The 22,103-nt window shown below is 64.7% G+C and carries 16 protein-coding genes, 1 tRNA gene and 4 pseudogenes; 12 read left to right on the top strand and 9 right to left on the bottom strand.

Annotated elements, in window-relative coordinates:
- Window positions 1-12: 12 nt before the first annotated feature.
- From ACFW6D_RS01690 to ACFW6D_RS01675, 4 genes and pseudogenes are all read left to right on the top strand, one after another.
- Window positions 13-234, top strand: a complete 222-nt coding sequence (locus ACFW6D_RS01690; protein ID WP_379323695.1) for a hypothetical protein — start codon at window positions 13-15, stop codon at window positions 232-234.
- Between the two features lie 352 nt (window positions 235-586).
- Complete coding sequence (locus tag ACFW6D_RS01685) at window positions 587-868, top strand: class I SAM-dependent methyltransferase (RefSeq protein ID WP_379323693.1); 282 nt, start codon at window positions 587-589, stop codon at window positions 866-868.
- A 647-nt stretch (window positions 869-1,515) separates the two neighbouring features.
- The gene (locus ACFW6D_RS01680) at window positions 1,516-2,523 is read left to right on the top strand and encodes an NAD(P)/FAD-dependent oxidoreductase (RefSeq protein WP_379323691.1); all 1,008 of its coding nucleotides are present in this window, start codon (window positions 1,516-1,518) and stop codon (window positions 2,521-2,523) included.
- A gap of 83 nt (window positions 2,524-2,606) precedes the next feature.
- A pseudogene (locus ACFW6D_RS01675) lies at window positions 2,607-3,009 on the top strand (alpha/beta fold hydrolase); the annotation flags it as partial.
- Window positions 3,010-3,216: 207 nt separating this feature from the next.
- Here the strand turns inward: ACFW6D_RS01675 and ACFW6D_RS01670 are convergent.
- Window positions 3,217-4,443 carry an amidohydrolase family protein gene (locus ACFW6D_RS01670; protein ID WP_379323689.1) on the bottom strand — a complete coding sequence of 409 codons (1,227 nt, stop codon included), beginning with the start codon at window positions 4,441-4,443 and terminating at the stop codon, window positions 3,217-3,219.
- Window positions 4,444-4,669: 226 nt separating this feature from the next.
- On the opposite strand from ACFW6D_RS01670, the gene ACFW6D_RS01665 reads away from it, so the two are divergent.
- Both ACFW6D_RS01665 and ACFW6D_RS01660 read left to right on the top strand, forming a co-directional pair.
- A complete protein-coding gene (locus ACFW6D_RS01665) occupies window positions 4,670-5,029 on the top strand; it encodes a MarR family winged helix-turn-helix transcriptional regulator (protein WP_379324217.1) in 360 nt (119 codons plus the stop codon).
- 143 nt (window positions 5,030-5,172) lie between these two features.
- Window positions 5,173-6,138 carry a ketopantoate reductase family protein gene (locus tag ACFW6D_RS01660; RefSeq protein ID WP_379323687.1) on the top strand — a complete coding sequence of 322 codons (966 nt, stop codon included), beginning with the start codon at window positions 5,173-5,175 and terminating at the stop codon, window positions 6,136-6,138.
- A 90-nt stretch (window positions 6,139-6,228) separates the two neighbouring features.
- Here ACFW6D_RS01660 and ACFW6D_RS01655 read toward each other — a convergent pair whose 3' ends face one another.
- Window positions 6,229-6,783 carry a TetR/AcrR family transcriptional regulator gene (locus ACFW6D_RS01655; protein WP_379323686.1) on the bottom strand — a complete coding sequence of 185 codons (555 nt, stop codon included), beginning with the start codon at window positions 6,781-6,783 and terminating at the stop codon, window positions 6,229-6,231.
- On the opposite strand from ACFW6D_RS01655, the pseudogene ACFW6D_RS01650 reads away from it, so the two are divergent.
- A pseudogene (locus ACFW6D_RS01650) lies at window positions 6,678-7,808 on the top strand (NmrA family NAD(P)-binding protein). The gene ACFW6D_RS01655 and the pseudogene ACFW6D_RS01650 sit on opposite strands and share 106 nt — an antisense overlap.
- A gap of 287 nt (window positions 7,809-8,095) precedes the next feature.
- Window positions 8,096-8,476 carry a DUF732 domain-containing protein gene (locus ACFW6D_RS01645; protein WP_379323684.1) on the top strand — a complete coding sequence of 127 codons (381 nt, stop codon included), beginning with the start codon at window positions 8,096-8,098 and terminating at the stop codon, window positions 8,474-8,476.
- Between the two features lie 694 nt (window positions 8,477-9,170).
- Here the strand turns inward: ACFW6D_RS01645 and xerC are convergent.
- A complete protein-coding gene (xerC, locus tag ACFW6D_RS01640; RefSeq protein WP_379323682.1) occupies window positions 9,171-10,043 on the bottom strand; it encodes a tyrosine recombinase XerC in 873 nt (290 codons plus the stop codon).
- A gap of 1,082 nt (window positions 10,044-11,125) precedes the next feature.
- On the opposite strand from xerC, the pseudogene ACFW6D_RS01635 reads away from it, so the two are divergent.
- Together ACFW6D_RS01635 and ACFW6D_RS01630 are read left to right on the top strand one after the other, a co-directional pair.
- Window positions 11,126-11,527, top strand: a pseudogene (locus tag ACFW6D_RS01635) (recombinase family protein); the annotation flags it as partial.
- A gap of 195 nt (window positions 11,528-11,722) precedes the next feature.
- Window positions 11,723-12,082: pseudogene (locus ACFW6D_RS01630) on the top strand (recombinase family protein); the annotation flags it as partial.
- Window positions 12,083-12,767: 685 nt separating this feature from the next.
- Here ACFW6D_RS01630 and ACFW6D_RS01625 read toward each other — a convergent pair.
- A tRNA-Leu gene (locus ACFW6D_RS01625) sits at window positions 12,768-12,852 on the bottom strand.
- Between the two features lie 513 nt (window positions 12,853-13,365).
- Here ACFW6D_RS01625 and ACFW6D_RS01620 point away from each other — a divergent pair.
- Window positions 13,366-14,895, top strand: coding sequence for a hypothetical protein (locus ACFW6D_RS01620; protein WP_379323680.1), 1,530 nt, complete (start codon window positions 13,366-13,368; stop codon window positions 14,893-14,895).
- Between the two features lie 478 nt (window positions 14,896-15,373).
- On the opposite strand, the gene ACFW6D_RS01615 is transcribed toward ACFW6D_RS01620, so the two are convergent.
- Together ACFW6D_RS01615 and ACFW6D_RS01610 are read right to left on the bottom strand one after the other, a co-directional pair.
- Window positions 15,374-16,123, bottom strand: coding sequence for an SDR family NAD(P)-dependent oxidoreductase (locus ACFW6D_RS01615; RefSeq protein WP_379323678.1), 750 nt, complete (start codon window positions 16,121-16,123; stop codon window positions 15,374-15,376).
- Window positions 16,120-16,473 (bottom strand): darcynin family protein, encoded by a 354-nt coding sequence (locus tag ACFW6D_RS01610; protein ID WP_379323676.1) that lies wholly within the window; start codon window positions 16,471-16,473, stop codon window positions 16,120-16,122. Before ACFW6D_RS01610 ends, ACFW6D_RS01615 begins: the two co-directional genes overlap by 4 nt.
- A 39-nt stretch (window positions 16,474-16,512) precedes the next feature.
- Here ACFW6D_RS01610 and ACFW6D_RS01605 point away from each other — a divergent pair, with 39 nt between their 5' ends.
- Window positions 16,513-17,076 carry a TetR family transcriptional regulator gene (locus ACFW6D_RS01605; protein ID WP_379323674.1) on the top strand — a complete coding sequence of 188 codons (564 nt, stop codon included), beginning with the start codon at window positions 16,513-16,515 and terminating at the stop codon, window positions 17,074-17,076.
- A 1,212-nt stretch (window positions 17,077-18,288) separates the two neighbouring features.
- Here the strand turns inward: ACFW6D_RS01605 and ACFW6D_RS01600 are convergent.
- The 3 genes from ACFW6D_RS01600 to ACFW6D_RS01590 all read right to left on the bottom strand — a co-directional run bounded on the left by ACFW6D_RS01600 (window position 18,289) and on the right by ACFW6D_RS01590 (window position 21,927).
- On the bottom strand, window positions 18,289-18,807 hold the full coding sequence (locus ACFW6D_RS01600; protein ID WP_379323673.1) for an SRPBCC family protein: 519 nt from the start codon (window positions 18,805-18,807) through the stop codon (window positions 18,289-18,291).
- Window positions 18,808-19,125: 318 nt separating this feature from the next.
- On the bottom strand, window positions 19,126-19,782 hold the full coding sequence (locus tag ACFW6D_RS01595; RefSeq protein ID WP_379323671.1) for a cutinase family protein: 657 nt from the start codon (window positions 19,780-19,782) through the stop codon (window positions 19,126-19,128).
- Window positions 19,783-20,019: 237 nt separating this feature from the next.
- The gene (locus tag ACFW6D_RS01590) at window positions 20,020-21,927 is read right to left on the bottom strand and encodes an alpha/beta hydrolase family protein (RefSeq protein WP_379323669.1); all 1,908 of its coding nucleotides are present in this window, start codon (window positions 21,925-21,927) and stop codon (window positions 20,020-20,022) included.
- Between the last annotated feature and the right edge of the window lie 176 nt (window positions 21,928-22,103).

Raw genomic sequence — 22,103 nt, 5'->3', positions numbered from 1 at the left:
GTCGCATCGTCGATGCCTGACGATCCGCTGCCCCACGTCTACCTCGACGTAGACGCTCTCCAGGGCGCGGTGGTGCTGCCGGGCTCGGTGGTTGTTGACGCAACCACCGAGCCGTCGACTTTCCTGCTCGTTCTCGGCCGTAAAGCCGATCGCGCCAAGTCCGTAGGCCAGTTGTATACCACCGGCCGACAATCCCGCCATAGATTCGACTACTTGTTACATTTCAACCCGTAGCCGACATAGGCTGACACCGAACAGTTCGGAGGCGAACCGTCTATGACCTCCACTCCCTTCACCGACCCCGACACCGTCGCGGGTCTCTACGCCGACGCCGGACGCACCAAGCAACGCGCCAGCGCGCTGCTCACCGCCAAAATCCGCGGCGACAACGCGACCACCACGATCGTCGCCCTCGCTGCACGTCACGCACTTAAACATCCGGCAGTGTGCGAAATCGGCTGTGGCCGAGGAACAGTCACCCTCGTTCTCGCCGAGGCGCTGACACCCTCCCGTCACACCGTCGTCGACATCGCCACGGCATTCCTGGCTACCGTGGCCAACCGCGCCGCCCGACAACGGATTCGCCGTGAACACCGTGCGCGGCGACTTCCACCACCCACCACTGCCGGATGCCAGTTTCAACGTCCTCGTCGCCGCGTTCTGCCTCTACCACTCCACACGGCCCGCCGATGTCGTCGCCGAGATCGCCCACTGCCTCGCACCAGGCGGACGTGCGATTCTGGTCACCAAATCGGTCGACAGCTACCAGGAGGCCACCAATCCACGGCACCTCGCTGCCGAGCTTCGGCGTCGAACTCGTGATCGGCCACTCACGGCCACCTATATATCCGCGAGCGGCCAACCATGAGCGCGACCACCTTCGTCAAGCACTGTGCATCACCGACTCTCGCCGAATCTGCTCGCGCACATCATGATTGGCTGCGCCGACTCGATGCCCCAGTACACGTTCCGCAACTGTACGAGGTCACAGGCACGCGAATGGTTCTCGAACATCTGGAGGGCCGCCAGCCCGGCCCCGAGGATCTGCCGGTGGTCGCCGCCGCCCTTGGAAGTCTCCACACCGCCGCCTATGTCCGACATCTGCACACAGGGCGACTCGACATGCCATTCGCGGCGACTACAGCTCTGACACTCGTCGACTTCGTCTCGCCCCGCGCAATTGCGCTGCCCGCAAGACTTCGCTATCACGGAGCTACCGTGCGCCCTCTACAAAGACAGCAACATCCGCAACTTCGTTCTCATTGACGACGACGTCGCCATCGTCGACTGCCCGTAAGTGCGAATCCTGATACCACTTATCGGTGAATTTCGACGTCACTCGGGGCCGATCCGGGGTGGGTGTATCGGTGAATTTTCACGTCACCCCGGTTGGCATGTCCGGTCGCTGGGCGTGTCAGGAAGGCTCGGTTCTGAACGTTCTGGCTCCCCTTCAAGCATTTGCCATGTTGGCAAGTTCTCTTGCCGAGTGTGCCGGAGGGTGGGCAGTCTGGCGGCATGAATGCATTCGACGTTGTCATTATCGGTGGGGGTGCTGCGGGACTGGCGGCAGCCGTGACGCTGGGCCGTGCCCGGCGGAAGGTGCTGGTCGTCGACGCGGGCTCGCCCCGCAACGCGGCTGCCGGACAGGTTCACAGCTACCTCGGGCGTGAGGGTGTCGACCCACGCGAACTGCTGGCCATTGGACGTTCGGAGGTCGAGCAGTACGGCGGCATCGTCGCCAGCGGAACCGCGGTGGGTGTGGAACGGGTCAGTGAATTCACCCTGCAAGTCACCCTTGCAGACGACACGGCCCTCGACGCCAGGAGAGTACTCGTCGCCACCGGCGTCGTCGACGAACTGCCCGACATCCCACACTTGACCGAACGCTGGGGCCGGGACGTTCTGCACTGCGCGTACTGCCACGGATGGGAGGTGCGGGATAAGACCATCGGCCTCATCGCCGGCGGCGCCGCCTCACTCCACCAGGCGCAGTTGTGGCGCCAGTGGAGCGACAAAATCATCTTGTTCACCAACGAGGCCGTGGAGCTGACCGCGCTCCAGCGTGCCGAACTCGCGGCGCGCCAGATCACCGTGGTGCCCGGTCACGTCACCGGCATCGAGGTCACCAATGACGAGCTCAGCGGCATCCGGGTCGGTGACAGGGTCACCGCCGTGCAGGCTGCGGTGGTCTTCCCGGTGTCCGTGGCGAAGGTGGACGATCTACTCGCCGAGCTGGGACTTCGGGCCGAGGAGAAGGAGATGGACGGTCAGGTCATCGGTGCGACCTTGAACGCCGACCCACAGGTGGGCGCGACCGCCGTTCCTGGAGTGTGGGCGGCAGGGAACGTGCGAGGCCACCGCGCACAGGTGATCGACGCGGCCGCGCAGGGCGGGTTGACGGGGGCGATGATGAACATCGACCTGGTCAACGAAGACGTACGCCGCGCCGTCGCGGCCACGTCCTTCTTCTCCGCGGAAATGGAGCGCGAGGTGGCCGTAAGTGCGAATACGACTTATCGGTGAATTTCGACGTCACCCGGTCGGCATGTCCGGTCCCTGAGGTCCTGAATACACGTCGGCTGCTGAGCGTGCTGGCCGCGGCGATTGTCGCGGCCGAGCTGCGTGGCCGCGGCTATCCTGTTGTCGCGGTGAATAATCCGCTGCGTGGGCCGCGCAACGACGCGGCCGCCCTGCAGCGGGTTCTCGACGGCATCGACGAGCCGGTCGTGCTCGTCGGGCACTCCTCCGGTGGGGCCGTCATCACCAACACCCACAACCCCAAGGTCGTAGCCAACGTCTACATCGCGGCGTTCGCGCCGGCACAGGGCGAATTCGTGCAAGGACTGCTCGGGTGAGGATCGCGTCATTCCCGCTGCCGCCCAACGATTCATGGCCAGTCGTGCCGCCGCGGGCACGACCAGGGAGATCAGTTCGTCGCATGCCTTTCCGGTGTCCCAGCCGGTCAGCGTCGCCGAGACCATCGTCGAGGCGGCGACCTCCGTTCGATAGCGCTTGGCACGATCGCGGGCGCGTTCACACCACCCGCCGTAGCAGCAGTCCCGATGAGGTCCGCACCTGCGCTGCCTTGTGCAAGGCTGCGGACTTCAGGACGGGGCACATTGCGATGGACAGTGCACATTGCGATGGACAGTATCGATGGCTTCTACTGAACCCGATAGCCGTCGGCGGCCGGTGATGGTTGTTGCGTGGCGGCGGTCAGGCCGAGAGACGAGTACCGCGGCGCCAGACGGAACGGGTGTTGAGGGTGTCGGAGATGGACGTGGTCGGGTCGCCGTCGACGAGGAGGAGATCGGCGCGTAGGCCTTCGGCGATCTGTCCGCGGTCGTCGAGTCCGAAGCGGCGTGCGGTGGTGGTGGTCGCGGCGCGTAGTGCCTGGGTGGGGGTGAGACCGGCCTGCACCAGATACTGGAGTTCGTGGTGGATGCTGGCACCGTGGGCGAGTCCGCCCAGAAAGGGCAGCGGCAGTGAGACATCGGTGCCCGCGAGCAGGTCTACGCCGATGTCGCTGAGAATTTTGACGGTGGCCAGGACGTCTTCGATCCGCCCTTGCGGGTAGTGGCCGAAGCTCGAGCGCAGTGCGGTGTCCCAGTCGGAATCCAGGCGTGCGGCGACGCGTGGATCGCCGGCGAGGTCGCTGCCGGTGATGCCCATCATGGACGCATTGAGCACGATGCACGGGGTAACGAACACCCCAGCACTTTTGATCAGATCGATGATCTCGTCGGTGTGCGGTCGGTCCATGAACAGGTGGGCCAAGCCGTCGATTCCTGCTTCGATGGCCATGCGGGTCGCATCGAGCGTCAGTGTGTGGGCGATGGTGAGTTTGCCCCGTCGCTTTGCCTCGGCTACCCCGGCGTTCAAGGTTGGCTGGTCGAGCATGGGCAGGCCGGGGTGTCCTTCGACGCTGCCGTCGTCGATCATGAACTTGATGTAGTCCGAGCCGTGTTCGATGAGTTGGGGGATGAACGCGACAGCTTCGGCTGGGGTGGTGGAGAACGGCATGAGCGGGGGCGTGCCGCCAGGCTTGGCTCCCGGGGGTGGGCCGGGGCGGAAGCCTTCGGGAAACAGTTCGCTGGGGTGCCCGCCCGGCGGGGTGATGCCGAAGCCGGAGGAGCGTACGTCGGCGACTGTGTCGTCGTCGGTGATGGCGGCGCGGTTGTGGCGAGTGTTGGTTCCTTGCATCTCCAGTTCGGTGGTCACCCCGAACCTCAGGGCCAATGCCAACGCGTCTCGGCTCGTGTGCACGTGGGCGTCGATCAGGCCTGGCAGCAGTGTCGCTCCGCTGCCATCGATGACCTCTGCCCCGTCGGGGACATCGCCACCGATGCGGAGAATCTTGCCGGACTCGACGAGGACGGTGACGATGCCCAGTGCCTTCTCGCCGTCGAAGACCTGTGCGTTGGTGATGGCTGTCGTAGACATAGCGTGCCTCGATCCCTGGTGGGTCCTTCGATCAATGTATACTACAAGCTATGGAAATTCTTCTAGGTATGTATATCGATCATCGCGGATTCATGGCATGAGCGGTTCGGCGCCGGAACCAGGGGATGGGAGCACCTTCCTCGACCAGGTCGGGCCGTCGTTGTCGCGACTGCGACGGCGAACCTCGGGTGGTCGTGGTGATCTCACCCGCAACCTCGTGTTGAACATGATCGGAGACGCTGCTGGGGAGGTGACGGTCGGGGGCATCGCGATCGAGATGGGTGTGACCCAGCCTGTCGCGAGCCGTACAATCGCCGGCTGTATCGCTGACGGGCTGATCCGGCGGGCCGCCTCCCAAGTCGATGGTCGTCGCACCGTGGTGGAACTGACCGACGCGGGAGAGGCTGAGCGCAGCCGCTTCGCCGCCGAGCAGCGAGAGGTCTTCGAAAGTATCACCGCGTCCTGGGATCTCGCGGATCGCATCCGGTTTGCCGAGTATCTGATCCGCTACAGCCATGACGCGAGTGCCTGGTCCTCCTTGCGCAAAAGCGGCGGCGGCAGCTCCCACGCGCACGCAGGCGATTAGCCCTTGCTGAATGCGGTCGGTCCGTGACCAGATGTGGGCAGCGTGGGTGATGCCTGGCATTGCGCAGGCTCAGGGGCAGTCTCGTGGGCACGGCACTCCAGCCGTACTGCGGTGGTATTGCCAGCGGGAAGGAGAAGTGATTCGTGCGATACATCATTATCGGAGCGGGCGCTGTCGGCGGCTCCATCGGCGGGCGGCTCGTCGAGGGTGGCCATCAGGTGGTTCTCGTCGCCAGGGGCGCACATTACTCAGCACTACGCGATCAAGGACTGCGCCTGAGTACTCCTGACGGAACCCGCACGGTGGCCGTCGCGGTGGCCTCGGGCCCGCACGAGGTCGAGTCGCGCCCAGACGATGTCCTTGTCATGGCGGTGAAGACCCAACATGCCGTCGCCGCGCTCGACGAGTGGTCGACCGAACACGGCGACAGCCCGGTGCTGTGCGCACAGAACGGCGTGGTCGGCGAGGTGATGGCGGCTCGCCGGTTTCGTGAGGTGTACGGGATGTGTGTCTGGCTGCCGTCGACGCACCTTCGACCGGGCCACGTGGTCGCGAACTGCGCACCGCTGACCGGCATCTTGCACCTGGGCCGCTACCCTCGCGGCACCGGAGAACTCGCGCACCGCATCGCCGCGGACCTCGAGAAGTCGTACTTCGCCGCGCCCGTGGTCGAGGACGTGATGCGCTGGAAGTACGCCAAACTCCTGAGCAATCTCGGCAACGCCGTCGACGCTGTCCTCGGACCAGACGCGCCCGACTCCGCTGACCTGCTACGACAGGTGCGCGCCGAAGGTCGAGTTGTCCTCGATGCCGCCGGGATCGACTATGTGAGCGAGGCGGAACAGGCGGCGGTTCGCGGTGATCGAATGCGCGCGCGGTCTGTCGACGGCATTGTCCACAGTGGATCGTCCTCATGGCAGAGCCTCATGCGCGGTACCGGCTCGATCGAGGCGGACTACCTGAACGGTGAAATCGTCTTGCTCGCCCGCAAGTACGGGATCCCCGCACCGCTCAACGAATTGCTACAGCGCACCGCCAATACCTTCGCGCGCGAGAGCCGCGCCCCCGGCTCGATCAGCGCGCAACAGCTACTCGCTCGGCTCGACTAGCTATTGCCTCATCGTGCCGTCGGGTGTCGGTCCGGCCATTGATCAGGCCCGCGCGACGGTTTCGGTGGTGATACGGCATCGTTCGCTGGGCTACAGCCCTGCCGCGGCGAGCATGAATACGCGCCGTGCCCGGACGGCATCGCCGCCAGCGGCAAAGGAAACAGCGTTGGTGAGAGTGAGTAGGTCGTCGAGGTCGACCGCGTTGCGTAACGTGCCTGCTGCGGTGGCGGCGTCGAGCAGGCGGTCGGCGACGTCGCGGATGAGTCCGTGACAGCCGCCGAGTGGCGGTTCCTCGGTCGTGCGGTTGGCCGCGAGAGCTTCGGCAACGCCACGGGTTTCGGCGGCGTAGGCGGCCAGATCCGCCAACCAGTCGACCAACGCCGCACGGCTGTCGAGACCGGTGGTGGCGTGTTCGGCGCGAGTGCACAATTCGGCGATCCCGTTGTGAAAGACCTCGTCCAACAGGGCATATCGGGAGGGGAAGTGACGATGCAGCGTCGCCGAACCGATACCGGCCCGGCGGGCGATCTCTTCCAGTGATGCTTCGGCGCCGTCGCGCAGGACTATCTCGCGGGCCGCCCTCAGCAACAATTCGTGGTTGCGTTTCCAGTCCGCGCGGGGGGCCCGAGGAGGGCTTGCTGTCACTTGCCTGCTCCGATCTCGACAAATGGGGTGAGGCCCCATATTATCGCGGCAATAAGTGGGGTGTCGCCCCAGTTTTTGCCCGGGAGGTCGAGACAGTGATCGAAACGAGAGAATCCGTCCTGGTCACAGGCGCGACCGGCCGTCAAGGAGGGGCCGTCGTGACCGCGTTGCTGGCAGCGCATCGTCCGGTCAGGGCGCTGGTACGCGACCCCGAATCCGAGCGGGCGCGGAGGCTGGCCGAGTGAGGCGCGCTTGTTGTCCAAGGCGATCTGAACGAGCCGGACTCGCTACGAGCGGCGATGAACGGAGTCGGTGCCGTGTTCTCGATTCAGACCCCTGACCTCACAGATCCCCTGGGCGATTCGGAGGACATGCATAATCGCGCGCTGGTCGAGGCAGCCCGTGCCACGGGGGTGGGACAATTCGTGCACACCTCGGTATCGGGCACGGGTCAGCCGCAGCGCGACGACGTGGATGCACAGCGGTGGGGCGATCACATGCGTCATTACTGGCGGAGCAAGATCGCAGGGGAGCGGCGTGTCCGAGAGGCCGGCTTCGCCCACTGGACGATTCTGCGTCCGGCGATCTTCATGGAGAACTTCGCGCGCCCGTCGTTCTACTTCGCCGACGGGGTGTCGAATCGGCTGCTGGTCGCGTTCGATCTGGATGTGCGGCTTGCTTTTGTCGCGTTGGCCGACATCGGCGCCGCTGCCGCCCGTGCGTTCGAGAACCCGGCGCGGTTCCTTGGTGTGGAGCTGGACCTCGCGGGGGATTTTCTGAACTTCCGGGAGGCCGCGCGGATTCTCGCGCAGGTGACCGGCACGGAGATCGAACTGCCCGTCAGTCCCGAAGCTGCCATCGAGGAGGGGCTGATGCCGGTGTTCGCGCTGTCGCAACGATTCACCAGTGCCCACCCCGCCCCTGCCAGACCCGCGTCGGCGCACGAACTCGGGCTGCCCACAACATCACGTCACGACGTGGGCACGAGAGACGCTGGGCCGATGACGCCTTCGACGTCGTGTTGATCCGGTCGACAACGTAGCCGGCTGGATCAACAGGTTCACTCAGTCGAAGACGTGCAGGGTGTCGGTTCTGCGGGCGTGACGGTAGGGCAGTTGGTCGGCGGTGGTTTCGGCGTCCGCGAGGCCAAGTCAGCGCGGTCGCAGCTGCGCCCATGGGTTGGGTCGATCCAGCCCTGGGGTGGGTTTCGGGCTTTCGGCTGGCCCGGGATCGTTGGCGGTACACCGGAAATGGTGTCGGAGAGGGTCGATCGAGGGTGTCGATCCCACAGCTCGAGATCAGGGGCAACACGATGTTCGTAAAGCGAATTGCATTGCGTGTCAACGCGGTAGCGGTTTGTCTGGCTCTCACGGTTCTCGGTGCCGCAGTCGCAGGCTGTGACCCGGCAACCGAGCCACGCGGCGCCGACGTCACCACGACCCGCGCCGCCGAAGCCGATATCAGCGCGGACGATGCGTCCTTCCTCGAGGAGATCAGGATCAACGATGCGGTCCTGCCGGGGAAGTCGGCGAAGGAGATGGTCGCCGCGGGCCGGGCGACCTGTGAACACTTGCGGGGCGGCGTGTCCGTACTGGACGAGACTTCCGCAGTTGAGCAGACCTATCAGTTCGATCAGGGGCCGCTGTTCGTCAGCGCCGCGACCACGAATCTGTGCCCGGACTTCGTTTCATGACCGGCGACACCGACGCGCGGTAGTGCGATTTCGCGCCCATGATGTCAAGCACCGCCTTCCCGTGCAGCCATCGATCGAGCAGGGCCATGGCCGCCTCGTCGTAGCGGGCCAACGGGCCATGCCAGCCGATTCCGGGATCTGAGGTGGGTTGGCCAGCCGATTCGACTGCACTGGACCTGGTTCGCACCTTCGTCGACATAGAAGTTCGCGCCGACCACGTAGCTGCTCTGTTCCGAGGCCAGGAAGGCTACGGCGATGCGCGATTCTGCTATGGCCGGGGCCCGCACAGGTACGATGCTCTATCGGCGGGCATCGATTAAGCGGTGATCGGCTACTGGGCGAAGCTGCCTGTGCCACTGGAGATTGCATGGCGCGGCTTCGATGTTCGAGTCGCTGAAGGGCCTCGGGTGTGAATCTTGCGCCGCTACGTGGGGGTGCTGGGGAACCGCCTCTACCGTCAGCCACCGATCTGTCGCTGGTTCGAAACCAGCTGGTGCAATTGAAAAGCTGCTGGTCAGGCATGGTTTTAAAATCCTCCAGTCCTGTCGTGCGGAATGCGTGCAGAAGCGTCATATGTATATTTATTTGATGGCGCGGCTGAGTCGAGATAGAAAGTGGATCAATGCTAGTAGTGTCAGCGCCCATCCCGGTTCGGGACTTGAATCCTCATATTCTAAAGCGGCTCTAACCATCGCTATGATGGGTCAGGGGCGTCCTTAGCAATTTTCGAGATGTTCGCCGCTACGGTCCGCGCTCGTCCCGTGGCGATCTTCTGGTATCGCATGGCGGCCTGGGGAGTCTTGTGGCGGAGTCTGTCCATGATCTCGGGCAGGGTGCCGCCGGCTTGTGCTGCTAGCGTGCCGCCGGTATGTCGCTGTTCGCCGGGCCGAAAGTCGAGGCGGCCGATCTTGACGCACGCTTGGGTGAACTTTCGGCGGTAGATCCACTCGCGCATGGTCTCACCGGTTTCAGGGTCAGGAAACAGCAATGAATCCGGCTCCTGGCCGACGTGCATGTCGAGGTGTTGGCGGACGGTAGAGCGGATGTGATCGGGAAGCCAGACGTCTCCTGTCGATCCATCTTTTGGACGATCGATCACGACCTTGCCTTTGCGATAGGTCGCTGCGAAGGCCACGGTCAGGATGGAGCAGTCGGCATTGAGATTTCGGCGGCGTAGCTCGAACACCTCGGAGGGGCGAAGCGCACACCAAGCGGCGAGCAGCACGGACGCGGAGAGCTCTGCAGGCATCGCAGCTGCGAGCGCACCGATCTCCCTGGGGAGCAGAATCGTGGTGTCGTGCGCAGGTTGGACAGCGGTGGCGCCTGCGATTCGGCGTGGATTCTGGTCGATGTGGCCGTCATCGATCGCGACGTTGAGCACCATCCGAAGCACTTCATAGGCGCGTGCGCGTGTAGTGGGCACGGCGTCGTCGTCGGCGGCGTCGGCGGACTTTGCTCCTCGGGCACGAATGCGCGTGATATTGCTGTACCAGGCGCGAACCATCTCGGGTGTGATTCGTGTGACCGGCGTTTCCTCGAACGTCGGGTTTATGTGTTCGCGCAGCAAGTAGTTGTAGGAGTCGACGGTTCGTCTCGCGAGTGGTCTTCCCCGTCGGGAAACACGCGTCGCGATGACTCGCTCGGCGTACTGCCCGAACAGGACGGCTGGTTCGGGTCCGGTGACGTCGCGAGTGGCCGGGGGAGTCCATACATTGAGATCGATGAGCTCGAGCTCCGATGAGATCCAGCCCTCCGCTCGCCCCTTGGTGTCGAACGTTGCGGGGGCTTTGTGGACGGCCTGGTCCGGGCCGGTGTAGTTGGCCTGCCAGCGCCCTGACGGAAGTTTGCGGATTCCGCCGAACGCGCGACGGGTGCGTGAGCGGTTTTGCCTCTGTGTAGACATAGTTCTCCAATCGGATATGGGAGTTCTATTGGCGTGCAAGGGGATTGAGAGTTGCGTCCGACGCGGCGAGATCGCTGGGGTGCGCCACGGCTTGGCCGGCAGGTACGGACGTCGTGTGGGTGTACCACCCGCACACTGCGAGCAGTGTGGGCAGCATCGGCGCCCGAGTCACATGCTGCAGGAGGCGCAAGCGAGCGGCGTCGTTGGAGGTTGTGGCCTCATCTGGGCGCTGCGTCGGTCGGTCCGACGGGCTGGGATGGGCGTAAGGAGGCACGATATTCACCTGGGCTTTCGCGTGCCCTGGTCAGTGGCTCCGTGCTCAAGTGTAGCCGAGGCGCGGCGTGTGGGTGTAACGGTCGAAATGCGGATCGTCTCAGCGGATCACCGGCTGCTCAGCGTGCGCACGGGCGCGGGGGTTCGGCGCGACCGTGCGCACGCAGGTCAAGCAGCGCGGGTGGGTTGGATCATGCGAATTACCTGGCGCTCGAGCGGAAGTTCAGGTTTCATGGAGGCGGAGGAGTCACTGACAGGCGTTAGGAGCCTGTCGTGTCGTATTCCGGTCAATCCGCTTCGCCGAATCCGGCTGACCGCCCGGACGAGGGCGAGGATGGTGCCGACTCTGACGCGGTGCGCGTCGTCGGCCCTCTAGACCCACCCGTTCTCAATGCCGCTGCAGCGGCTGCACTTTTGCGTCTCCTGCAGAGAATCCCGCGCCCAGCGCCAGACAACGACAGTTCGGAGGGGTCATGACCCAGATCAGGTTCGCGTTCGCCGGACGCGTCTCGACCGAGGATCAACAAGATCCAGAAGCGTCCCGCAACTGGCAACTGGGGCGTGCCAACGCGTTGATCGAACGCCACGGCCAGGTCGTTGCCGAGTTCTTCGATGTCGGCCAGTCTCGCTCCATCCCGTGGAAGCGGCGGCCAGAGGCCAACAGGCTTCTCGAGCTCCTCAGAGACCCCGACCGCGGCTTCGACGCGGTCGTGATCGGAGAACCTCAACGCGCGTTCTACGGCAACCAGTTCGGCCTGACCTTTCCCGTCTTCGTCCACTACGGTGTCCAGCTCTGGGTACCAGAAGTCGGCGGACAGATCGACCCGGACTCCGAAGCGCACGACATGATCATGTCGGTCTTCGGTGGAATGTCGAAGGGCGAACGTAATCGGATCAAGATCCGCGTTCGCGCCGCCATGTCAGCACAGGCCCAGGTCGAAGGCCGCTACCTCGGCGGTCGACCGCCATACGGCTGCCAACTCGCCGACGCGGGCGCACACCCGCATCCCGGCAAGGCGGCCGACGGCAAGCGGTTGCATCGACTCGAACCCGATCCCATTGCCGCACCCGTGGTGCAACGAATCTTCCGCGAATATCTATCCGGCGTAGGAGTATTCGCGCTCGCTCAGCTGCTCACCGCGGCTGGAATCGCCTGTCCCTCAGCGCACGACCGTGCTCGCAACAGTCACCGGGAAGGAGCCGCGTGGTCGAAAAGCGCTATCCGCGCGATTCTCACCAACCCGCGCTACACGGGGTACGCCGTCTGGAACCGGCAACGCAAGCAGGAGTCGCTCATCGACGTCGAGGACGTCGCTCTGGGCCACGAGACGCGGCTTGCATGGAATCCTAAGTCGCAGTGGGTATTTTCCGATCAGCTCGCGCATGAACCGCTGGTCGATCGGTCCGTGTTCGACCAAGTGCAGCTCCGGTTGGCCTCACGCGGACCGCAATCCACGGGTCGAGCGACACAGCGTCGCAAGCACCTTTACGCCTACAAGGGCCTGATGTCGCATGAAACCTGTGGTCGCTTGATGCAGGGCACGTGGAACCACGACAAGGCGCACTATCGTTGCCGGTACCCGTCCGAGTACGCCATCGCCAACCAGATCGACCACCAACCATCGGTCTACCTCCGCGAGGACCAGTTGACCGAACAGCTCGACCACTGGCTGGCTCAGATCTTCGGGCCAGCGCAGATCGAGGAGTCGCTGGCAGCTCTCGAGAGCGCCCAGCCTGACCGGCTGCCCGAACTCGAGACGACGCGACGGTTGGTCAGCGACTTCGATCGCAAGCTGGCCCGATACCGGGACGCACTCGACGCGGGCGCCGATCCTGTCACTGTCGCCGGCTGGACCAGACAGACGCAGGCCGAGCGTCAAGTCGCTGCGAGCCGACTCGCGACCTTGGAACAATCGGTCGGCCAGAAATTGCGGCTGACCCGCCAAGATGTTCGGGACCTGGTTGAAACCCTCGGCGACCTGGTCATAGCCCTCGGTCGCGCTGATCCGGAGGACAAGAATGCTGTCTACCGCAAGATCGGGCTCAAACTCACCTATAGAGACAAAACACGGGTGGTGATCGCCGAAGCGACCCCACCCGTGGGCGTACTGGTTGTGTCCGGAGGGGGACTTGAACCCCCACGCCCTAATACGGGCACTAGCACCTCAAGCTAGCGCGTCTGCCATTCCGCCACCCGGACTTGCTGGTGTGCCAAAAGATTATCCGACGCGCTGTCGGAAACCAAATCGCCTAGCTGACCTGCGGTTTATGAGGGTTCGTGGCTTGCCGGTCGACGGCGCCGATCTCCGGCGATCCGTCGGGGTTTGGTTGGGTGTCCATGGTGTCGAGGTCTGCGCGTCGGCGAGCTTCGTTCAGAAGTAGGCGGAGCAGTGCTCTTGCGGCAGCAGGTGTCAGAATGGGCGGTTCTGCGGGGACCTGAACCACGAGCGATTTTGGTTTGGCCCTGGAGGATCCGGGCTCCGCCGTGGGGTCTGACGGACTGGGTGTGTCGGCACAGGACATGACATGGACCTCCGGTCCCGGTCGGTGGCTGTTCCAAACATCAATGAAACCGGAATTTTCGCCGCGGCGCGACATCGAGAGGGAGGCGCGCAGCCCTGGCAGCCTCGGTACTTGGCGAGTCCGGTGTTCCAGGACTGGCCTTCAAACGGCCGCACCTGACAACCCAGGGGCGGTGTGTGAGGATGCTGCCGTGCCGGACTGGACTTATCACCCGCTGCGGCCGGTGGCGAACGCCCTGGCCGGGGAGCGGCGTGCCCAGCGCTGGGCGCTGCGACTCCTTGGCACGCTGTCGGCGCTACCGGGTGGGGCCGCGACCATCCGGACAGTTTTCGATCATCCGAAGCCGCCCGCGGACTGGGCGGATCGGTTCGGAGCCACCGTGCCGGTGTCGACCGCCAGGGACGCGATCCGGGCCCTACCGCCGCAGGGCGCCGGATTCGTGGAAATCGGCCCAGTCGATGCCACGACAGTGGCGACGGTGCGGGAGGCCGCGCGCGGTCGCCGCTGCCGGGTCCTCGCCCGAGTCACGGACGAGAGCGTGGCGGCCGACCTGGCCGACGCCGTGGACGAGGTGCTCATCGGCGAAACAGCAAGCGACAGAAGATATCTCACCGATCCCGACATCGCCGAAGCGGTACGAGCACTGGCAGACCCGGGGACCACTGTGGTCGCGACGCCCGCCGTGCTGATAGCGGCCGGTCCCGGCTGGTTCCAACGGGTGATCGAGGCAGCTGCCCCGCCGACCGCGCCCGCACCGACCCTGCGCGAGGTCCCGCTCGACCCACGCCGGTGGCCCAGCTGGTTCTGGAGCCTGCTGGTCGGCGTCGGCATGATCGTGGCCGGCCTCGGCGCGGCCGCTGTCACGCTCGGCCCGGTGCTGCTGTGGTACGACCGCGACTATCTCGGTACCGACGTCGAGGGCCTGCACCGGATCAATCACCACCTGGTGCATTTCCTGCAGCACGATCGAATCACCATGGCGGGCAACATGATCGCGATCGGCTCGCTCTACATCGGGCTCGCTTGGGGTGGTATCCGCCGCGGGTGGGCGTGGGCCCGCACGGCACTGCTGCTGTCGGGGCTGGTGGGGTTTCCGACACTGTTCTACTTCCTGTTCATCGGGTTCGTCGAACCGCTGCACGTCGCGGTGACGGTGGTGCTGTTCCCGATGTTCCTGCTCGGCGTCCGACACACACCCGGACCTGTGTGCCGCCGGTTACCTCCCCCGTGCCCGGAGCGGGTGCGCCGACGCGCGCTGACCGGGCAGTTGCTGATGGTCGGAACCGGCATAGGCGTCGTCATCGGCGGCATCGTCATCTCGACGGTCGGGCTGAGTGTCGTGTTCGTGCCGACCGATCTGGACTTCCTGCACACCGACGCGGACACGCTACGGGCCGCCAACGCGAATCTGCTGCCGTTCATCGCCCACGACCGGGCAGGGTTCGGCGGGGCACTGGTGGCAACCGGTGTGGGCATCGCGCTGATCGGGATGTGGGGCTGGCGGCAAGGAGAGGCCTGGGTTTGGTGGTCGCTGCTCGGGGCGGCGACCGCGGGCTCGGTCAGCGCGCTGGCCGTGCATTTCCTGATCCACTACACCGCGTTCATCCATTTGCTGCCGGTCTATATCGGCACCACCCTGCTCATTGTTGCGCTCGCACGCTCCCGGGCCTTTCTGGTGGAGCCGCGACCGGAATCGATCGAATTCCGGTCCGGTTTTTGACGGTGGTCTCAATGGATAACGCGACACTAGAAGGTTTAGTCGCGGCGGCAATTCCTCGAGGAGTCACGAGCTCGGATCTACTTGTTAGAGTGCGTGAGGCATCTGCAATCAGTGCACGCCCTGTGGCGAGGCTGGGTCTGCTCAGCGTATATAAAAGGAGGCTGAGGCACACCGGCGGGGATGTCACGCTCTCGAGGCTGACCGAGGAGCTTGTAGATTTCCTCGCGGAGTATGGGCACGATGAATTGGTCATGATCGGAGTCTCTGGCCCTGACCGTTATTGCACATTCCTTCTTGCCGATCGTGGATCGTCTGAAATTCTTCACTGGATGCGAATGTTCGGTGCTCGGAAAGCGGCAACGGAAAAAGAATAGCCACGCCGGCGGACCCCGTCCGCTGACGACGGAGCCCGCTCCACGATTCTTTGGCACAGGTGTCGTAGACGAAGAAGGGATCGAGGTCTCCAGCTTGATCTGCCTCAGTCCGCGACCACGCGGGCCGCGAGCGTGGGTGAGATTCGTTGCATACCAAGCAATATGCCGACTTTCCCTACTCGGATCCGGCGCACGTGCGGCTTGTTCAGGCCGGCCAGGACGGCGGCTGCTGCCGCGTCCGGGCTGATCTTGCCTCGTCCACGTCCGGCGGTCATCGCAGTGTCGACCAGCGGCAGCATCGCGTCGACGATGCGGACAGTTGGTGCGTCTGTGGCGAGTTGGTATCGCAGTGAGGTGGTCGCGGCGATCAGGCCTGCCTTGGCCGCGCAGTACACCGGCGCTGATCGCTTGGGCACCAGCCCGAGTGCCGAGGTGATGTTGACGATGGTCGCGGACGGGGCCAGCGCGAGTGTGGGAACCAGGCGGGCGGTCAGGCGCAGGGGTGCGATCAGGTTTGTCGCCAGTTCCTCGGTCAGATCGTCGAGCAGTTCGTCGGCATCCGATGTCGCCCATTGCCGGTCGAATTGGACTCCGGCGTTGTTGATGACCAGGTCCAGTCCGGGCAAGGCGGCCGCGGTCGAGGCAACGCGATCGACGTCGGCGGGAACTGCGAGATCGGCACGCATGGTCTGCAGGCCGGGGATGCGGGCGGCCGCGTTCGCCAGGCGGTCGGGGTCGCGGCCACAGATCAGCACGTGACGGCCGGTGGCGGCGAGCTGCTGGGCCAATGCGAAGCCGACTCCGCTGCCACCTCCGGTGACCAGCGCCGCGCGGGGCCCGATCTGCTCGTTCATTCGGCGGCCCTGTGCCCGTCTTCCACGGACAGAATCAGGTCATCGAGTCGAAAGTAGGGCGTGGTGAACAGCGTCGAGTCACGTAGTTGCTCGACCGCCAGGTAGTACTCGCCGAGGTCGGTGGTGGCGAAAACGGCGATGTCGCTGCACCGGGCGGTGAAGGCCTCGGCGTCGTAGAACCGCATCGTGGTTTTCGTCCGGGCCGCGAGGGCGGTGCCAAGGGCGGCGTCGGCGATGTTTCGACGTTCCGGTCGGCTCAGCGCCAGCCATGCGGGTAGCGCGGTCAGCATCATGAAGGCCGTGTATTCGGTGGGCTCGACACCCGGCGATGAAGCATTTGTTACATCCATGTCGGAGACCCTAGATGTAACAACTGTTACAGTCAAGGGGTGGCTGACCGAACACCTCCGAATCCCACCCGACGCGAAGAATTGCTCCACTCCGCGCTCGACGACTTCGCACGTCACGGTCTCGTCGACTTCACCTTGCGTGGCCTGGCGGATCGCATCGGGACCAGTGCGCGCATGCTCGTGCACTACTTCGGCAGCCGCGAGCAACTGCTCGCCGCGGCGTTCGCCGAACATCGACAGCAGACGCAGCGCCAACTCGCCGGTGCCGCCGAGCAGTGTCCCGCCGACGCGGCGGCAGCGGCGTGGGCGGCGATGACCGCCGACCAACAGCGCACGCACTTCACGGTCATGTACCACTTGCTCGCCGCCGGGCTCACCGCTGACGCCGCCGAGCGCCCCGCCGCACGTGACGCGATAGTGGCGTGGGTGGATTACGCGGCCGAGTTGCTCACTCGCGCAGGACGCGATTCCGCGCGCGCCCGTGTCGATGCCACGGTGCTGGCCTCGGGTCTCAAGGGAATCCTGCTCGACCGACTCGTCACCGGCGACACGCAACGCTGCGATGCCGCTGCGCACCGCCTCATCGATGCTCTGCTCGCCTGAGGGCGGTCCGCGGATCTGAGATTCTGCAAGTCGGACAGGCCCGCCCGCAGGGGTGGAAGGGCGATCCGTTCTGCGGGCGAGTCTGTTCGCGGTGTTGGAACCGGCTGCCTCGATAGGCCGCACCTATGACGATAGGAAGGGCGGTGTGTCGCCAGGGCGGCCTGGTCCATATGTTGCGAGGGTTCACAGGAAGTCACGCTGGGCTTTGTCGCTGAATCGAATCCGGTCCCGAACATGATCCGCTGTGATCTGACCCCGATGGATCCGCCGTCGTACCGCCCGCGCTCGGTAGTGCGTATCGCACATATACGTAGTTCTGCCGATGCCGCCTGACCAGCGCTTCCAGCAGGCTGGACGCAGAGGGGGTGTGAGGAGTGACAATGATTCGGCAAGAATTCGACCGACCCGTCCCTGCCCGGCCGAACCTGGCTCCTGCACGACAGTTGGGCGCCGACATCGCCCGCGACGCGCATCTCGACAAACGGATCGTTCTGGTTCGAGCCGAACAACTCGCCATTTCCTACGCACATGCGAACGTGCCGATCGAAGCGGTCCTCGACGCTGTGCGCAGGGGGTTCGCGCAGGGTGCGGACACACCGGCCGTGGCCGTGGCGGCGAGGGCCACCGAGCGCCGCGACAGCACCGTTCGTGCGATCTCGTGCCGCTACGTCGCTGCCTTGCAGAGCCGGGAAGCGCAGGTGTCGCCCGATCTGATGGCTGAACTGCTCGGTGGCGAAGGCGTCATACGGGCAGCCCGGCAGACTGGATTACCCGTCGCGCACGGTTATACCGTGCTGACACTGGCTTTCGGGCCCGGCGGCAGCGGGGATCCGGCCTCGCCCGAAAGCAGGATCGCCGCTTGGAATGCCAGACGCAGCGCCCTCGGCGAGCTCGGTCGGCCGTGCTGGGATGGGGTGATTCATCGACTCGGCCGTGACGGTGGCCTCGTTCTGATTCCCGAAGACCACGGTATCGATGATCCTGTCGGACTCGTCGACGCGCTCGCTCGAGCGACCTCGGTGCCTGTGACAGCGGTCCGGGTGGACACCACCACCGCCGAGATCGTCGCCGCCGTCGAGCGTGCACACGAGTTGCTGGGTCTCATGTTTCGGCTGGGCTGTCGACCGGGCCTGTATCGGTTCCGGGAGCACGCAATGGAGTACCAGCTGTCGCGGCCTGCGAGGGCGGTGCGATCGAGATCCGGCGAGGCGGTCAGCACCGAGTCGGCTCACCCGCCCGAGCATCGGACATCGGGTCGGCGGCAGCCGAGTGTGCGATGTCGACCAAGCGACGAAGACTCAGATCCAGCGCGAACTGGATCGCGCTGTGCAGGACGATGAAATCGGCGCCGAGTAGTGAAGGCCCGGAGAGGCTGTTGTGGAGCGTGGTCTTCGAATAATCCCGCACCTGTTCGAGTCTCACCGAAAAGCTGGCGACGATGCCGGACCCGGCGTCGCATGTCATAGTCCACGAGCGGGTGGGGCGATATTCGGTGACGAGCAGTTCGACCTCGTGGAGCATGTTGAACAACTGCAGTTGCGCGGTCAATGCGCGGCCGACATTCAACTGATCCGACGTCTGGCTCGTGCAGGTGTGGAGTTCGGTCATCCAGGAGACCATCGCGGCGGGGCGTGACAGGATTTCCCACATCGATTCCGGTGCGGTGATCAGTGAGACTGTGCCGCTCGCCCGCACCTGGTTCGGGTAGTGAGTGGCAGTGCGTTGGGTCATCGTTCCCCACTTCATCGAGGCACGGCACTCAGCGACGTTGGTAGATACCGAATGGACTGCGCAACGGTGGGTGCGGGGGTCGTCGGCCGGTGCCACGCTGCAAAAGCCGGTTCTCCCGGCCAGCCGCTCCTGCGTCCCTTCGCGTTCTCCGTGAGGGAAAGGCTAGCCGACGGGCTCGAAATGTCTATTGCGCCAGCATATCTCGCAACAAGCACCAGGCAGGCCGCGCGTCTTTCATGCGTGATCACAACGTGAGGCGCGTGGACGCCGATGGGGGAGTGGGGCTTCCGGGGGCGGCGGCCCGGAAGCCCCCGATCCTCAAAGGCGATCTACCGCGAACTGCGCGGCGCGCCCGGCATCCTGCCCATAGTTGGTGTGCTGGTTGACATTGTTGCCGTTGGGATCACACACCGGGTCGCCGTCGTGGCAGATGTCGAGGGTGCGGGCGGCGTAGGTGCCGGTGACCCTGCCGCCGTTGGCGCCGATCGGATTGCCGAACAGCAACACCGCCTTGATCTTCGGTTCGACCCAGCCGGGAATGATCTTGGAACCCCAGCTCGTGTAGGTCGGGACGCCTAGTGAATTCTCCACTACGAAGGCGCCCTGCGAATAGCCGACCAGAACGAAACTCTGGTTGGGGCAGGACGTTGCCTGCTCGATGATGTGATTGACCAGGTCGGTATTACCGAGTGAAATGGAATTGAGCTGTGTGGCACTGGCCGGGTAGTCCACCCGGTAGGGGGAGGAACTTGCGGTGAGCTTCTTGTTGATCGCGTTGTACACCGGATTGCCGACGACAGTCCCCAACTGCGGGGCGAAGCCGAGCGGTTCACCGGTCCCGCGCGCGGAAATTACCTGTACAGCGGTGCATCCGTCTGCCTGGGCCTGGCCCGTGCCGATCGTTGTCGCCAGACCGGCTAATGCGGTGATGCTGAGGGCCGCCGAAAGCGCTGCCCGAATATTCTTGCCGTTCACGCGCTGTTTCCCTTTCCTTGGATTTTACTGCGACTGTGCGGCGCAGACACGCTGAACGTTAGCGATGGAAAATATACTCACCGAGTGCGGAAAACCTTTTTTGGTAAAGCTCATATCAGTTTTTGTACACCGTCACAGCTCGTCCAGGTCAGGGCTGCGCCGTGGTCGAGCAAGAACGTTCCCGAACCGGCCCGATCACCCGAGTCGGCAAGTCCGACTGGGCGATCGGGCGGTTGGTCAGCTCTGCGTGGCGGGCTCCGGCTTGCGGCGAGCGCGAATTGCCACTGCGATGAGCGTCACGCCGCACAGTGCGGGAAGCATGATGCGCATCAGCGATGGCAGTCCGTCCCATTCGCCGAGTGGGAACTGGGTGGCGGTGCCCGCTGTCAGTGCCCAGGAGATGAGCAAGGCCGCCGCGAACGCACCGGGGTAGATGCTGCCGGTCCACCGGTACAGCGCCACGCACAGCAGCCCGGCGATCGCGACGAGCGGCACGATTTGATACGCGATGATGATGTGCAGCGGGAAGTTGTAGAACAACAACCCGCCACCGAGCAGCATCGGCACATAATCGATGACGATCAGCAGTAGCACTCCCAGTGCGGGAGTGAGAGCTGCTGCGGCATAAGCCTTTACGGGCTTCCCGGTGACTCGCTGTTGGGTGTTGAGCAGAGCCGACAGTGCCAGGAAGAAGACGATCAACGGGATCAGATAGACCACCATGGCCGACAGTTGCAGTGCCGTCGGTGCACGGAATCCGAGGATCCAGAACCGGAAGTCGGTCTTGAACACCAGATCGCTGAAGACGACGAGTCCGATCATCACCGACACAGCGGCGAATCCCAGTGCGGCCGAACGTCCGATCGTCGAAAGTCCGTGCGCGGGAGCAACACCGAGCTCACGCAGCGTGGTGGTCCGGCGTCGCCGCAGATACCACAGGCTCAGCAGCACCACGGTGAGGAGCGCATTGGCCAGCGCCCAGGCGACGATCCAGTTCGACACCGCCTGCGGGAAAAACCGGGTTGGCGGCAGTGCCTTGCCCGCGTACTTCATGATCGGCAGGAAGGTGAGCGCCGGAATCGCGGTCGCCAAGGCGGCGCCGACAAACCAGCTGGGGCCGGTGGCATTGTGGGCAGTGCCAGGATCGGCGCGGAGGACGGCGAAGAAGCGGGTTTCCAGCAGCAACCGGGCGGCGGCGAAAACAGCGAGCAGGCCACCGATCATCGCGACCAAGGTGGCCAGTTCCTTGATCCACCAGATCTGACCACGCGCCGGGGTGGCGCCGTCGAGGGTCTGATCGAACCAATCGACGGTCTGCGCGATGACGCGCGGGTCGTGGGTCAATCCGGGGTGGGTGTTGAGCGGTCGGTGCAGGACGCGGGCCGTGCCCGCCTCGATCGAGCCGTAGAGCTGGTCTTGCTGCACGGTCTCGGTCGTGCCGAAGAGCTTCTTCATCTGATCGGTGCCCATCACGTCCCGGGGGTTACCGGTGAACCACATGGTGCGCGAGAATTCTTCCCACACCCCGTAGATCAAGGCCATATTGCGGGGAAAGCCCGGGGTGCCCTCGGGTGTGCGAGGGGCGGCCGCGGTGGAGGGTTTCGCCGGGGCGGTCGCCGAACCCGCGATGACCATCGACCGGTAGCCGTCCGGGAAAGCTTCGGCGGCCTGCAGAATCGTCCAGCCGCCCATCGAGTGCCCGGCCAGGCCGATATTGTCACGATCGACGATGTCGAGCGAACGCAGATATTCCAGTGCGGCCGGGCCGCCGTATCCTTGCGCGAAGGCGGGCGCATCGGAGGCGCCGTGGCCGGTCTGGTCCAAGGCCAGCACGACATATCCGTGGCGGGCCAGCTCGATGGCGGTGGGCGCCTGGGTTTCTCGGGAATTGATGTAGCCGTGCACGAGCAAGACGCCGGGTGCCGGATCGGCGGCGCTGGCGTGGTCGGGAACGTAGATCAGGCCGGACAGCATCGCGCCGTCCGCACCGATGAATCGGGTGTCTCGAATGCTGACGTTGCCGCCGTCGGTCTGGACGAACGCGGCGGTCGCACCGCCGAGCAGAACCAGACCGAGAGCGACAGCGAGAAGTTGCCACGCCCGGCGGACGCCCGAATGCGCACGGGGTTCAGTGGTGATCGACATTGATCTCCTCGGGTATGCCCGCGGTACTTCCAACGGGACGTGACGAAGCTAACTCCCGATAATTAGCTCCCACAACAAACACCGTTCGACAATGTCGAACGGTGTTGCCGTCTCGGTTATCGCTTTCTGCTACCACTGCGTGGGCTGACCCGGAGAAGGGGGGGGCGCGTGGGGGT

The organism is Nocardia sp. NPDC058705 (assembly GCF_042749305.1).
GTDB lineage: Bacteria > Actinomycetota > Actinomycetes > Mycobacteriales > Mycobacteriaceae > Nocardia.
This window is presented reverse-complemented; position numbering and strand designations above follow the sequence as displayed.

Coding starts and splice junctions, on each gene's coding strand:
- ACFW6D_RS01590 (WP_379323669.1), bottom strand. CDS start 21,927: ATGTCGATCACCACTGAACCCCGTGCGCATTCGGGCGTCCGCCGGGCG.
- ACFW6D_RS01610 (WP_379323676.1), bottom strand. CDS start 16,473: ATGGATGTAACAAATGCTTCATCGCCGGGTGTCGAGCCCACCGAATAC.
- ACFW6D_RS01690 (WP_379323695.1), top strand. CDS start 13: ATGCCTGACGATCCGCTGCCCCACGTCTACCTCGACGTAGACGCTCTC.
- ACFW6D_RS01665 (WP_379324217.1), top strand. CDS start 4,670: ATGATCGGAGACGCTGCTGGGGAGGTGACGGTCGGGGGCATCGCGATC.
- ACFW6D_RS01645 (WP_379323684.1), top strand. CDS start 8,096: ATGTTCGTAAAGCGAATTGCATTGCGTGTCAACGCGGTAGCGGTTTGT.
- ACFW6D_RS01600 (WP_379323673.1), bottom strand. CDS start 18,807: ATGACCCAACGCACTGCCACTCACTACCCGAACCAGGTGCGGGCGAGC.
- ACFW6D_RS01615 (WP_379323678.1), bottom strand. CDS start 16,123: ATGAACGAGCAGATCGGGCCCCGCGCGGCGCTGGTCACCGGAGGTGGC.
- ACFW6D_RS01680 (WP_379323691.1), top strand. CDS start 1,516: ATGAATGCATTCGACGTTGTCATTATCGGTGGGGGTGCTGCGGGACTG.
- ACFW6D_RS01670 (WP_379323689.1), bottom strand. CDS start 4,443: ATGTCTACGACAGCCATCACCAACGCACAGGTCTTCGACGGCGAGAAG.